The following is a 12,691-nucleotide window of genomic DNA, read 5'->3' as shown; positions in this document are numbered from 1 at the left end:
TTCATAGGAAAAGGTAGTGCTCCTCGGTCCGCCGCTGGAAATGGATCACCGCCAGCAGCAAGGCCACCACCAAGGAAATGCCCAACATGCAGGAGAAGGACCCCATGAGCGGGTCCAGGCCGAAGGCCCCGGAGAGGAACTTGAAGAACCAGGTCGACGAGGTGAACCCAAGACTGGTGAAGGCCGAATACAGGCCCATGACGAAGGGGTAGTGCCGGCTTTCGATCAGGTTCGAGAGCATGAAGGGACAAGTGGCCATGACGATGGACGAGCCGGAGCCTATGAGGAAGGCGCCCACACAGACCATGGGCAGATTCGGCGGCAGCAGGAAGAATAGGGAGCCGATGGCAAACAGCATGAAGGCCAAGGGCAGGGTAAGGGATCCGACCGCCTGCTTGATGCGGTTGATCAACAGGCCGATCACCACGGATGCACCGGAGTTGAACATGAGGGCGAATCCGGCCACGTCTGAGGAACCCAGGTGGAAGGTGTCGACGTAGATGGCCAACTTATTGTAGATCACAGCGTCAAGGAAGATGCTCAGGAAGGCCAGACTCGCGCAGAGGATGATGCTGGGCCGGTGCTCTGCGACCCCCTCCCTATGCCGGCGGATCTGCCCCTCCTCGCTGTCATCGCCAGCCCGCTCCGAAGGGATGAAGATGATGACGGGAATCAGTGTCAGGAGGGCTATGACATAGAGCCAATAGTTATGGACCCAACCGCCCACGGCCAAGAGACCGCCCAGGTACAGGACGATCATGGAGGACCCGTCCTGCACCGCGATGATGCGCCCCAGCAGCCCGGACAGCTCCTTCCCTTGGAAGAAGTGGGAGGCCAGGCTGGGCAGCATGGTGGTGATGATGCCTGTACCGAATCCGGCCACAATGGCGAAGAAGAGCAGTTGGTTCACACTCTGGTGGACCAGCAGAGGCATGAGCCCGCCACAGGCCACACAGAGGCAACTGATGATCCCCACCACTTTGTAGGAGAGCCGTTCAAGGAGCTTGCCGAAGATGATTGATGAGACCATGGCGGCTGAGGCGCCGATGGAAACCACCGATTCGACCTTGGAGGGGTCATCGTGGGGAAAGCTGGCCTGTATCTTCGCCACCGAGGGGGAGATTATCGAATCGAAACGGGAGATGATGGCAAGCAGGAAAATGCCGGTAAGAATGCCCAGGGCCGGTTTGTAGGCTATGGTCTTGTGTGCTTTCACAGCTGACCCTTTCCAATCCATGTTGCTTACAGTCTTACAGATTTCAGCGAGCTGGGGGGCTGTGAAACAGTGAGATTACCGACATAATACCGTTGAAATCACGAAGTCTACATCAGCAGGTATGCTTCTCAAAGGCTGGAATCGCAAGGCTGAGACGGGTTTCAACGGCAGCGAACCCACCCCATGCCAGGGGGTCTGGTTCGAGTATGTCCGCCAGTTTCCTACCTGGCTGCCTGCCGATCCTTGGCCAGGTCGTCGCGAATCTCCTGAAGGAGGGCCACGGTCTGCTCCTCAGGGCTCAGCTCTTTCTTCTCCTCCTGGGCCGCCTTGCCGTCGTGCTTCTTCAGCAGGCTTGACGAGATGTCGCGCAACTTGTTGATGGGAACGATGATACAGAAGTAGACCGCGGCGGCCACCACCAGGAAGTTGATCAGGGCGCTGAGGATGGCGCCAAAGGAAATGGTGGCATGGTTGAAGGTGAAGGCCAGGAGGCCATCCATGTTGGGCTTGCCGAAGATCATGGCGATGAGGGGATTGATCAGATTCTTGACGATTGCATCGACCACGGTGGTCACGGCGGAACCCATGACCACACCGACCGCCAGATCAATCATGTTGCCACGGGCGATGAATTTCTTGAATCCTTCAATCATGTTCGTTCCTTAGCCTCGATTGACACCCATCCTGCGGTGCTGTCAGTTTCAAGAATAGGAGCTTGCCGCCACCGTACAAAGTCCGCCAGTAGCCAAACCAGCCAGAGGGAACACACTGAGCCGCCGCCCCTTACCAAGGCACCATGCCGCAGGCTGTAGCACTCACGGCAGGGTGATGAGACCAGCTCTGGACAGAGTGACGGAGCCCGCTCAGACCCAGAGCCAGCCGGTCTCAGGGCCTCAGCAGGCGTTGGCCCCTACAATCTGCTGGTAGCGCCTGGCCGAATCCTTCCAGATGCGCTGTTGGCTGTCATAGTCGACACGGAACAGACCGAAACGCTTGGTGTAGCCCAGGGCCCACTCGAAGTTGTCCAATAGCGACCAGGCGAAGTAGCCCTTGACGCGCGCCGGCCTCCATGGCCTGGGCCATGGCTTCGATATGGGCATTGAGGTAGGCGACCCGGTCAGGATCATGCACTATCTGGCCTCCAGGCACAGTGGAGTCAGCGCAGACCTGGTCGTCCCAAGCGGACCCGTTCTCGGTGATCATCAAGTCCAGGTCAGGGAACCGTCGGCTCAGTTCCAGCAGAATCGCCGTCAGCCCGGCAGGCTCCTGGTTCCAGCCCATGGCGGTGAGCGGACCAGTGGGTGGCAGAACCTCGGACCTGTTCCTGGGCGGGCATTTCCGGGTGGCGGACCGGCTGTCCGTTGCCATGCTGGGCAGGTTTGGGCGTGCCCGTCGCATGGCGGACATGGTTGGTGGAGTAATAGTTCAGTCCCAGCACCGAAAGGGGCTGCTTGATGATGTCGGCATCGCCGTCCTTGGCAAAGGCCCAATCAGTGACCTCCCGCGTGACCTCGAAGATCTCAGGATCGTAGCGACCCTCCAGCATGGGGCCCAGAAAGACCTCATTGGCCAGGAGGTCGGCACGATGCTTGGCCGCCTGATCCTCAGCGGAGTCGCTTTCGGCCACATTGACGGACAGGTTGAGGGTTACGGAGGTCCTGGCATCCTCCCCCAACTCGTCACGGACGGCTCCGAGGGCAAGGCCGTGGGCCAGGTTCAGATGATGGACGGCCATCAGAGGGACTTGACCGGATCATGGATGCCGGGCGCATGGGCACCGCTGCCATAACCCAGGTAGGCACTGCACCAAGGCTCGTTGAGGCTGGTCCAGGTGTCGACCCGTTCGCCCAGGGATTGAGCCAGTAAGGCGGTATAGTCGCGCATGCGCAGGGCCGTATCGCGGTTGGTCCACCCACCCAGGTCCTCCAGGTACTGGGGCAGGTCCCAATGGTAGAGGGTCACCACGGGCTTGATGCCCGCCTCGATCAAGGCATCCAGGACCCGCCGGTAGTGGTCGATACCCTGCTGGTTCACCCTGCCATCGCTCTGCGGAATAATCCGTGACCAGGATATGGACATCCGATAGGCGCCACACCCAACTCCTTCATCAGGTCCATGTCTTCCTTGTAGCGGTGGTACTCATCGCAGGCCTCCAGACCGGAGGACCGATCGACGATGGTACCCGGCTTGGCGCAGAAGCTATCCCAGATGGAGGGAGTCCGCCCATCCTCGCCAACGGCTCCCTCGACCTGGTAGGAGGCCGTTGCCGTGCCCCAGGTAAAGTCGGACGGAAAAACGAATGTCATCATATCCCTTTCTTCAATACTTCATTGTCATCGTGCCTCTATTGGACAGCCTTGAAAGCCTAGGGCCGATTCCTCCAGCGGAAGCGAGCTGGCAGCTTCATCAACATGCCAACAGCAATGCAACAGCCCGGCACCGGACAGTTCATTACATCAAAATCTACAGCAGTAAAAGGCTGGTTTCCATGGCAAAATCTACCTTGACTGTTGTGGAGTGTAGGAACGCTGTATAAAAAACCGGCTTGAACCGCACCAAACCGCGAATCCCGACAGCGAATCAGTCCCACACAGGAACAAGAAACCGGCTCGAAATACTGTCGAAATATCTGGTGCGGAGAGCCGTATTCTCCCCGTCACATTGCCTTTTTAGAATGAGACCACTTTATAGCAAGTACATCGCTAGCCCTGCCCAAGCAAGGCTGCACCGACAACCATAAGGGGAACCGTATGTTCACTGACAACTATCTGCAGAAGGTCTATTCCCAGGTCGAGCAGCGCGACGGCGACCAACCCGAATTCCTGCAGGCCGTGCGCGAGGTCTTCGAGAGCTTGGAGCCGGTGGTGGCCAAACACCCAGAATATGAGGCCAACGGCGTGCTGGAGCGCCTGGTCGAGCCCGAGCGGGTGGTCAAGTTCCGCGTGGCATGGGTTGACGACGAGGGCAAGACCCAAGTCAACCGTGGCTACCGCGTTCAGTTCAACTCGGCCATCGGACCCTATAAGGGCGGCCTGCGCTTCCACCCCACCGTCACCGAGTCCGTGGTCAAGTTCCTGGGCTTCGAGCAGATTCTGAAGAACTCCCTGACCAGCCTGCCCATGGGCGGCGGCAAGGGCGGATCCGACTTCAACCCCAAGGGCCGTTCCGACGGTGAGGTCATGCGCTTCTGCCAGGCCTTCATGACCGAGCTCTGCCGTCACATCGGCCAATTCACCGACGTTCCCGCCGGCGACATCAACGTGGGTGGCCGCGAGATTGGCTACCTCTTCGGCCAGTACAAGCGCATCCGCGACGAGTATTCGGGCGTCCTGACCGGCAAGGGTCTGGAATTCGGCGGCTCCCTGGTCCGTACCGAGGCCACCGGTTACGGCCTGTGCTACTACACCGAGGAGGCCATGCGCGTCCTCAACAACGACTCCTTCAAGGGCAAGACCGTAGCCATCTCCGGCTCCGGCAACGTGGCCATCTTCGCCACCGAGAAGGCCGCCCAGCTGGGCGGCAAGGTTGTGACCCTCTCCGACTCCAACGGCTACATCCACGACCCCAAGGGCATTGACCTGGACGTGGTCAAGGACATCAAGCTGGGCCACCGCGGCCGCATCAAGGAGTACGCGGAGCGGGTTGCCGGCTCCGAATACCACGAAGGTTGCGCCGGCGTCTGGACCGTCAAGTGCGACATCGCCCTGCCCTGCGCCACCCAGAACGAGATCGACGGCGACTCCGCCAAGACCCTGATCGCCAACGGCTGCAAGGTCGTGTGCGAGGGCGCCAACATGCCTTCCACCCCCGAAGCCATTGAGGCCTACCAGGCCGCAGGCGTGCTCTACGGACCCGCCAAGGCCGCCAACGCCGGTGGCGTGGCCGTCTCCGGACTGGAGATGAGCCAGAACTCCTACCGCCTGAGCTGGACCTTCGAGGAGACCGACGCCAAGCTCAAGTCCATCATGGAGAACATCGTGACCAACTCCCTGGCCGCCGCCAAGGAATACGGCCACGAGGGTGACCTGATGCTGGGCGCCAACGTCGCCGGCTTCACCAAGGTCGCCGACGCCATGGTCGCCCAAGGCATCCTCTAAGCCCCAAATACTGGGCACCAGGCCAGACCTTGGCCTGGTGCCCGTAACAATCGGCTGCTAACCAAGGGTCCTCATCTTCGCCAAGGAGATGAGGGCCCTTGGTTAGGCCCTCTTTGGGGAACCGACCGCCATGACCGTCAGTTTGTTCTCCTTGGCAAGTCTGACGAAAGTAGGCCTGGAGACACCCATCATCATCTGAGCCGCACTGATGAAGAAGCTGCTCTGCGCGTTGCCATGGCTCAACTCCACATCGTCATAGTCGGCATAGTTTTCATCCCCCTAGGCATCGCTGCGGTTGCCGAATTCAATTGAACATGGCAGTCTTTTCATATAGTTCCCCATCATCCCACAGGATTGATGGGGTTTATTCTAAATGAGGGGAACCTCATGGCAGATGAACGAAAAGCGGCTGTTGTCATAGATTATCAGAATGTCCACATGACAACGGCAGAAGTTTTTATGCGCGGCCAAGAGCCCTACCACGCTCTAATTGACCCCTGCAAATTCTCGAATAGGCTTGTTCCTATAAAAAACGAAAACGTGCTTTCGAATAATGTAGCAGCTTGCTCAGATGAGCCGCTTCTCAAGCTTTCCCGTGTCGAAGTCTACAGGGGTTTGCCAAGCCCCAAAGTTGATCAGTCTGGATACAGCAGAAATCTCAAGCAAAAATCCAATTGGGAGAAAGAAGCTTTCCTCCAAGGCTTGAAACTGCGTGTACGGCACCGGCCATTGAAATATCAATATCATTACGCAAACAATGAATGATGCATAAATGCAGACCGGCCCCCACAAGAAAAAGGTGTGGATGTATTATGCGCCTTGGCTTTAACAAGGTTGTCCAGGTCTGGCAATTATGACGTGGTAATACTGGCCTCAAGAGACACTGACCTCTTCCCCGCCCTTGACGAGGCGCATGATAGCGGGGCCAAGGTGGAAGCAGCCAAATGGTATTCACCGAAGGATAAATCCACACGAGGCAATCTACAGGTAGGTGAGCACTGGAAACTATGGACAACCTCCATGACTGATGAAGATTTTAGAGCGAGCATTGACCATAAGGATTATTCAATACCTAGTCGCCGCTAGTGGTTCATACCGAAATCAAACGGTCTAGGAAGACTTGACCTGCAAGTCATATCAATTTACCCTCGTGAACTATCGACTACCTAAAATCTTGAATTATGAAGCCATTGCTTATATTTGACTCTTGCTCAGCACTTCACCAGGGGTAGTTGTTGCGTATGCTGGCCCTGGCAAACAGGCAGGCGGGACTGTTTGCCGGGCAGTGGTGCCGCGGACCGGGTCAGCGCCAGTGGCCGTACCGCTTGAGATTGTTCTCCAGGACGTCGGGATAGGTGAATTCCGTCCAGGCGTAGTTGGTCATCTTGACGCCAGCCTTGGGAGCGCTGATGAAGAAGCTGCTCTGCGCATTGCCGTAGCTCAACTCCACGTCGTTATAGTCGGCGTAGTTGTCATGCCCCTGGGCATCGCTGCGGTTGTTGACAAAGTTGATTCCCGTGTTGTAGAGGTGCAGCTCGTCGAAGCTATGCCTCTGCAGAAAGGTCACCACACTGCCGATCAGCAGGAAGAGGGGAAGGGCAATCAGTGAGCCGTTAATAAGGAAATCGGCAAATGACCTACTGCAATATTCCTGTATGACGTCCTCGACCTGAGGGATGTGAAGCAGGGCAAGCACCACAAGCCCAACTACCCAGTAGAGGGCGATGGTCTTGATCTTGCTCTTGCGGCTATAGTCGCTGGTCAGCGTATGCGTGGATACGAGCATGCGCTCCAAGGTCATGCCCTTTCCAGGTAGGCGGTGATGATTTTGGCGTAGACCATGCCGGCCTCATGGTGTTCCTTGATTTGGGCGATGGTGTAGGCCTGCCCCTCGTATTCGATGGGCATACCCACCTGGTACTCCTCATGGAACCGTTTGGTTCGCTTGGCGCCCTCGACACCAGAGAATTCCATCTGCACGGAACCATCAGGGAAGGTCTTGAAGACCGGTTCGAAACTAATCGGCACCGGATGGCGAAGGGTATGAACAACGCAGAAGATTATGGCAATCACTATGACCAACAGGACGGCCGTGACAACCACCATCAGGGGTTCCTCAAAAAACTCTCTCAAGGTCATGTGCTTTCCCCTCCCTCAACCAGCAACGATGATCACACCGCTGGCAGCGGGCAAGCAGTCATGTTTGATGGAAGGTGGGTTGAGGTAAACCTGCATTGATAAGACCTTTCGATGATAAGAATCCTTTACCCCCCAAAGACATAAGAAAACCATAACATGCCGGCGGCCGCAAACTCCGCTTTTCGGAGACCTGGACGCCAGGCAAAACCGGGCACTTACTGACCGGCTACGGCCCCTACCCACCACTGCCATTAGGCCAGGTTCAGGCGCACTGTGGCGCATAATGCCCACCGCAGTCATGGGCAGTCATAGCAGGGGAGCGCTTGGCCTGTAGTCCTGGGTCGAGGCGGCAAAGCGGGGGGCACTCGTCTCCTGGTCGAACTGGTCAAACTGGTTCGACTGGTAGGGATGACTACCAGGAATCAGGTCATAGGGCATCTGCCGGGCGACCATGTAGAAGATCAGCAGGACCAGGGCATATATGGGCAGGTTCTGGCCACGGTCGGAGACCAGCCAGCAGAGGGGTAGGTAGAGGACCAGCGTCCGCGCCATGTAGAAGGCGGCACGCAAGGCACCTTGGCGGGGCTTGGTCTCCACGGTCATGTGGGTGAACATGCCAGCCAGGGTCTGTCCCCGGTGGGTGGCTGGGATCAACAACTCATAGAGGAGGAAGGCCAGGAATGCCAGAATCTGCACGCCATGGTCCAGAAGGCTGGTGGTGACGGTGAAGCCGTGGAAAAGGTAGCTGCCGTCGGGTTGGGGCAGAGCCTTCTTGTGGAAGACATAAACACCACCCAGGCCTATGGGGAAGTAGGTGAACACCACCAGAAACATGTCGAGTGCATAGGAGACTGCCCGGTGCAGGAGTTTGGGTCGCTGCACGATGACGGCATGATCGGTCTCTTTGGGCGGGGAGATGAGGTTGAAGATGACGGCGATCATGACACCTATCAGGGTGCCCAGGGTGTTGGTCAGCAGATCGTCGACATCAAAGTAACGGTAAGCACAGGGGTAGAGGTGCCAGAAACCGGTCAGCTGGGAGGTCTCGATAAGCAGCGAAGTCAGCAAGCCGGCGGGTAGGACGATCCATGGCTTCCAGCGGAGCCAACGGGTCATGATGAAGCCGAAGGGTATGAAGAGCAGGACATTGAAACCCAACTGCAAGAGCGCGGAAAGACCGTGAGTCTGCAGGTCCTGGACGAACTGCATGACCTGGAGCTGGGGGCGGATATGGTGGGCGGCGCAGTATGCGACCGGGTCGTCCGGCATGGGGTAGAGGGTAAAGGCCACCAAGCCCAGCAGGTAGAGAACTGACAGGTAGGAGGCCAGGACCGCTGAGAAGCGCAGGCGGTGATAACGCCGGTATATGACCGCCAGGATTGGCAGGGTCAGGACCACTGAGACGAAGGGCCATAGGACCAGGGCTATGGTGAAGGAGCTGCTGTAGAACTTGAGAAAGGAAACCATCGCGTACTCCTCCGTGCGGCAAGTTCAATGAGGTGACTGACCTTTGTGGAGCCATACAACACAAGGGGTCTGTTACACCAGTGTCAGCTAAGTGCTGGGCTGAGATCACCGCCGGAACTGACCGAACCGTAGACCCGCCATCTGCTTAGTGACTTATTAGAGGCAGCCTGAGCCTTATAGTGGCTCGTTGTGCTCAGTCGTCTCCCAAGGTGACGTGAACGCCACCCACCAGGGAGCTGACCACATTGTAGAGCAGGGCTCCGATGGTGAAGAGCACCGTCAAGAGCACGGCCTCGAAGATGGAAAATATGGTGACGCCGCTGAGCACGGTGCTCAGGGAGAAGACGTCGGACAGATTGAACCCGCCGGCATCCAGACCGGTGGAGGAGACGATCTGCGTGATCTGGTCGAAGACACCGACAACGTTGAGCAGCATCCACAGAATGGCTGCGGCAACCACCTGAATGATGCCACCAGCCACGCACAGAAGGAAGCTGACCTTGGCGACCGACCAGACGTTGAGATGAGTGAGCGACAGGCTCATACGGCGGGCACGGGGAACTCCGGCCTTGCCAGACTTGGAGCCGAAGGACTTCCTGCCGGACTTGTGGCTCTCTTCGGACCCCATGGGGGCGAAGACGGGCTCTGAAGCCTGCTGGGGCACATTGGAGACGGTCCGAGCCACACGTGGGGCGGAATCCCCATTGTTCTCCAGCTTGCTGGCTTCAGGAGCAATCGTGCCGTCAGGACCGGAGGCCAGAGGCTTGATCACATCATCCGGCTTCTGGCTTTCATGATTCCCACTCATTGCTGCTCCTTGACCTTCCGCGTGTTTCCGAGCCTGGGGCCCTGTTGTCGCGCTCACTGCATCCACTAATTCCTAAGACGAGATTAGCAGGATTAAGGGACTAGGCTAACCTCATCTTCCTGCTTACTCCTCGCCGTCAGCGCTGTGAGCCGTCTCCTCGGCGCTGGTGTCCAAGGCGCTGTCAGCCGTGACTTCCCCAGCAGCCCCAGCGGCTGCTTCAGTGGTCTGTCCTTCGCTCTGTCCCTCAGCCCCAGCCTCGTCTTCCGGGTCCTCCTTCTCATCGTTACGGGCGATGGAGAGGATCTCGTCCTTCTTGTCGGGCTTGGCCAAGGTGACACCCTGTGTATTGCGGCCGGTGCGCTTGATCTCGGAGACATCGGAGCGGATGACCTTGCCGGACTTCATGATGGCCATGACCTGGTCGTCCTCATGGACAATCAGGGCACCGACCAGGGAGCCACGGCTTTCGTTGAGCTGCAGGGCCTTGACCCCATAGCCGTTGCGGCCCTGGAGGCGGTACTCGCTGATGGCCGACCGCTTGGCGAAGCCCTCGTTGGTGACGACCAACAGGTCCTCACCGCCGGCATCCTCGCCCGCTGCCTCGGCGTTCTGCGCGGACTTGACCACATCCATGGCCAGAAGCTCGTCGCCCTCACGGAAGCGCATGCCTTGCACGCCGGCGGTCTGGCGGCCCATGGGCCGCAGCTGCTCGTCGTCGGCCTGGAACTTCAGACTCATACCCTTGCGGGAGACCAGGATGATGTCGTCATCAGCGTTGCACAGTGCCGCACCGATCAGCTCGTCAGTGGGTTCGCCAGTCTCCTCGTCGGCAGCCAGGCGAACAGCGATCAGACCACCCTGACGGGAGGAATCGTATTCCGCCAAGGCCGTCTTCTTGACCTTGCCGCACCTGGTGGCCAGGACCAGATACTTGGCGACCTCATAGTTCGGTATGGACAGCACGGCCTGGATGTCCTCACCCGGCGAGAGCTGGAGGAGGTTGGCCACATGCTGGCCCTTGGAGTCGCGTGACCCCTCGGGCAACTCGTAGGCCTTGATCCGGTAGACCCTTCCCCGGTTGGTGAAGAAGAGCAGCCAGTTGTGGGTGGAGGTCAGGAAGAAGTGGTCGACCACGTCATCCTCACGCAGTTTGGTGCCACGGATTCCCTTGCCGCCCCGGTGCTGGGCCCGGTACTCGTCGGCCTTGGTGCGCTTGACGAAGCCGGAGTGGGTGACGGTGACCACCACGTTCTCCTCGGCGATCAGGTCCTCGTCGCTCATGGAGCCGGAGAAGGGCAGGATCTTGGTCCGCCGCTCATCACCATACTTGGCCACGATCTCGTCCATCTCGTCGCCCACGATCCGCCGCTGACGCTTGGGATTGCCCAGAATGTCGTTGTAGTCGGCGATCTTCTTCATCAGCTCGTTGTGCTCGTCAACGATCTTCTGGCGCTCCAGGGCCGCCAGACGGCGCAGCTGCATGGCCAGAATGGCGTCGGCCTGGACGTCATCGACATCAAGGAGGGTTTTCAGTCCGGTCCTGGCCGTGTCCACATCCTTTGAGGAGCGGATCAGGGCGATGACCTCTTCGATCATGTCCAGAGCCTTCAAGTAGCCCTGCAGAATATGGTCGCGTTCCTCGGCCTCACGCTTCAAATACCTGGTGCGGCGCTCAATCACCGACAGCTGGTGGTCGACCCAGTGGCTGACGAAGGCGTCCAGGCTCAGGGTACGGGGCACATTATCGACCAGGGCCAGCATGTTGGCACCGAAGGTCTGCTGCATCTGCGAATGCTTGTAGAGGTTGTTGAGGACGACCTTAGGTACGGCGTCACGCTTGAGGACCAGGACCAGACGCTGGCCGGTGCGGCCGGAGGTCTCATCGCGCATGTCGGCTATGCCCTGGATCTTGCCGTCGCGCACGGCCTCACGGATGGAGACGACCAGGCGATCGGGGTTGACCTGGTAGGGCAGCTCAGTGACCACCAGGCACAAACGGCCCTTGATCTCCTCGGTGTTGACGACGGCCCGCATGGTGATCAGGCCACGGCCGGTCCGATAGGCCTGCTCTATGCCCTTGTGGCCAAGGATGGTGGCACCGGTGGGAAAGTCGGGTCCCTTGATCCGTTCGATCAATGCATCCAGAAGCTCTTCCTTGCTGGCGTCGGGGTGGTCCAGGGCCCAGTGGATACCGTCGGCGACCTCCCGCATATTGTGGGGCGGGATGTTGGTCGCCATACCAACCGCGATGCCGGAGGAACCGTTGACCAGAAGGTTGGGGAAGCGGGCCGGAAGTACGGTCGGCTCCTGGGTCTTGCCGTCGTAGTTGGGGGCGAAGTCGACGGTGTCCTTGTCGATGTCGCGCACCAGCTCCATGGCCAGGGGGGCCATACGGCACTCGGTGTAACGCATGGCTGCCGCCGGGTCGTCACCGGGGGAGCCAAAGTTGCCCTGGCCGTCCACGAGCAGGTAGCGCATGGACCATGACTGGGCCATACGAACCAGGGTGTCGTAGATGGCCGAGTCGCCGTGCGGGTGGTACTTACCCATGACGTCGCCAACCACGCGAGAGCACTTGTTGTAGCCACGGTCGGGCCGGTAGCCACCGTCGTACATGGCATAGATCACACGCCGGTGGACTGGTTTCATACCGTCGCGCACGTCCGGGAGAGCTCGCTCGACAATGACCGACAGGGAGTAGGCCAGGTAGGAGTCGCGCATCTCCTGCTGGAGGTCGATTTTCTGGATGCGCTCACCCTGCAAGAGGCCGTAGTCGGTCTGGTCGATTTCCTGGGGGCTTAGAGGTTCCAGGGAACCGTCTGGTATGGGTTGGTCGGCTCCGGTCAGCCCCTCATTGTTGTCTGTGCTGTTGATATCGTCTGCCACTGTCTGTCCTTGGTTCTGCTGCTCTACTGCTCGTATATGGCTTTGGCCCGTCGCGCGGGGGCCGCCTGTGCCGGGCGC

The 12,691-nt window shown here is 58.9% G+C and carries 11 protein-coding genes and 2 pseudogenes; 2 read left to right on the top strand and 11 right to left on the bottom strand.

Features of this window, described 5'->3' with window-relative positions; genetic code table 11:
* Position 1 precedes the first annotated feature (1 nt).
* The 5 genes and pseudogenes from CRD60_RS03955 to CRD60_RS09275 form a co-directional block, all read right to left on the bottom strand.
* Positions 2–1,216 (bottom strand): MFS transporter, encoded by a 1,215-nt coding sequence (locus CRD60_RS03955; protein WP_161522183.1) that lies wholly within the window; start codon positions 1,214–1,216, stop codon positions 2–4.
* 221 nt (positions 1,217–1,437) lie between these two features.
* A complete protein-coding gene (mscL, locus tag CRD60_RS03950; protein WP_113860018.1) occupies positions 1,438–1,869 on the bottom strand; it encodes a large conductance mechanosensitive channel protein MscL in 432 nt (143 codons plus the stop codon).
* A 240-nt stretch (positions 1,870–2,109) separates the two neighbouring features.
* A pseudogene (locus CRD60_RS09280) lies at positions 2,110–2,497 on the bottom strand (family 1 glycosylhydrolase).
* The gene (locus CRD60_RS09070) at positions 2,430–2,951 is read right to left on the bottom strand and encodes a family 1 glycosylhydrolase (RefSeq protein ID WP_236630822.1); all 522 of its coding nucleotides are present in this window, start codon (positions 2,949–2,951) and stop codon (positions 2,430–2,432) included. Before CRD60_RS09070 ends, CRD60_RS09280 begins: the two are co-directional and overlap by 68 nt.
* Positions 2,951–3,522, bottom strand: a pseudogene (locus CRD60_RS09275) (glycoside hydrolase family 1 protein). Before CRD60_RS09275 ends, CRD60_RS09070 begins: the two are co-directional and overlap by 1 nt.
* 444 nt (positions 3,523–3,966) lie before the next feature.
* On the opposite strand from CRD60_RS09275, the gene gdhA reads away from it, so the two are divergent.
* Entirely contained in the window at positions 3,967–5,313 is a 1,347-nt protein-coding gene (gdhA, locus tag CRD60_RS03940; RefSeq protein WP_113860017.1) for an NADP-specific glutamate dehydrogenase, read from the top strand.
* A 102-nt stretch (positions 5,314–5,415) separates the two neighbouring features.
* On the opposite strand, the gene CRD60_RS08785 is transcribed toward gdhA, so the two are convergent.
* On the bottom strand, positions 5,416–5,562 hold the full coding sequence (locus CRD60_RS08785; protein WP_161522182.1) for a hypothetical protein: 147 nt from the start codon (positions 5,560–5,562) through the stop codon (positions 5,416–5,418).
* Positions 5,563–5,700: 138 nt separating this feature from the next.
* Here CRD60_RS08785 and CRD60_RS09055 point away from each other — a divergent pair, with 138 nt between their 5' ends.
* Positions 5,701–6,078 carry a hypothetical protein gene (locus tag CRD60_RS09055; protein WP_236630819.1) on the top strand — a complete coding sequence of 126 codons (378 nt, stop codon included), beginning with the start codon at positions 5,701–5,703 and terminating at the stop codon, positions 6,076–6,078.
* Between the two features lie 538 nt (positions 6,079–6,616).
* Here CRD60_RS09055 and CRD60_RS03930 read toward each other — a convergent pair.
* The 5 genes from CRD60_RS03930 to gyrA all read right to left on the bottom strand — a co-directional run bounded on the left by CRD60_RS03930 (position 6,617) and on the right by gyrA (position 12,613).
* Positions 6,617–7,114, bottom strand: coding sequence for a hypothetical protein (locus tag CRD60_RS03930; RefSeq protein ID WP_113860016.1), 498 nt, complete (start codon positions 7,112–7,114; stop codon positions 6,617–6,619).
* The gene (locus CRD60_RS03925) at positions 7,111–7,419 is read right to left on the bottom strand and encodes a hypothetical protein (RefSeq protein WP_113860015.1); all 309 of its coding nucleotides are present in this window, start codon (positions 7,417–7,419) and stop codon (positions 7,111–7,113) included. The genes CRD60_RS03930 and CRD60_RS03925 overlap by 4 nt, the downstream gene beginning before the upstream one ends.
* A gap of 339 nt (positions 7,420–7,758) precedes the next feature.
* Positions 7,759–8,919, bottom strand: a complete 1,161-nt coding sequence (locus CRD60_RS03920) for a VanZ family protein (protein WP_113860014.1) — start codon at positions 8,917–8,919, stop codon at positions 7,759–7,761.
* 193 nt (positions 8,920–9,112) lie between these two features.
* The gene (locus CRD60_RS03915) at positions 9,113–9,727 is read right to left on the bottom strand and encodes a DUF3566 domain-containing protein (protein ID WP_113860013.1); all 615 of its coding nucleotides are present in this window, start codon (positions 9,725–9,727) and stop codon (positions 9,113–9,115) included.
* A 123-nt stretch (positions 9,728–9,850) separates the two neighbouring features.
* Positions 9,851–12,613 (bottom strand): DNA gyrase subunit A, encoded by a 2,763-nt coding sequence (gyrA, locus tag CRD60_RS03910; protein WP_113860012.1) that lies wholly within the window; start codon positions 12,611–12,613, stop codon positions 9,851–9,853.
* Between the last annotated feature and the right edge of the window lie 78 nt (positions 12,614–12,691).

Source organism: Bifidobacterium aemilianum (genome assembly GCF_003315635.1).
Classification (GTDB): Bacteria; Actinomycetota; Actinomycetes; order Actinomycetales; family Bifidobacteriaceae; genus Bifidobacterium; species Bifidobacterium aemilianum.
Note: the sequence above shows the minus strand (reverse complement) of the source record. Positions and strands in the feature narration are given on the sequence as shown.

What these genes read in the sequence shown, in the direction of transcription:
- CRD60_RS03930 (WP_113860016.1), bottom strand. Translation starts at nt 7,114, where the DNA reads ATGACCTTGGAGCGCATGCTCGTATCCACGCATACGCTGACCAGCGAC.
- CRD60_RS09055 (WP_236630819.1), top strand. Translation starts at nt 5,701, where the DNA reads ATGGCAGATGAACGAAAAGCGGCTGTTGTCATAGATTATCAGAATGTC.
- CRD60_RS03920 (WP_113860014.1), bottom strand. Translation starts at nt 8,919, where the DNA reads ATGGTTTCCTTTCTCAAGTTCTACAGCAGCTCCTTCACCATAGCCCTG.
- CRD60_RS03925 (WP_113860015.1), bottom strand. Translation starts at nt 7,419, where the DNA reads ATGGTGGTTGTCACGGCCGTCCTGTTGGTCATAGTGATTGCCATAATC.
- gdhA (WP_113860017.1), top strand. Translation starts at nt 3,967, where the DNA reads ATGTTCACTGACAACTATCTGCAGAAGGTCTATTCCCAGGTCGAGCAG.
- mscL (WP_113860018.1), bottom strand. Translation starts at nt 1,869, where the DNA reads ATGATTGAAGGATTCAAGAAATTCATCGCCCGTGGCAACATGATTGAT.
- CRD60_RS03915 (WP_113860013.1), bottom strand. Translation starts at nt 9,727, where the DNA reads ATGAGTGGGAATCATGAAAGCCAGAAGCCGGATGATGTGATCAAGCCT.
- CRD60_RS09070 (WP_236630822.1), bottom strand. Translation starts at nt 2,951, where the DNA reads ATGGCCGTCCATCATCTGAACCTGGCCCACGGCCTTGCCCTCGGAGCC.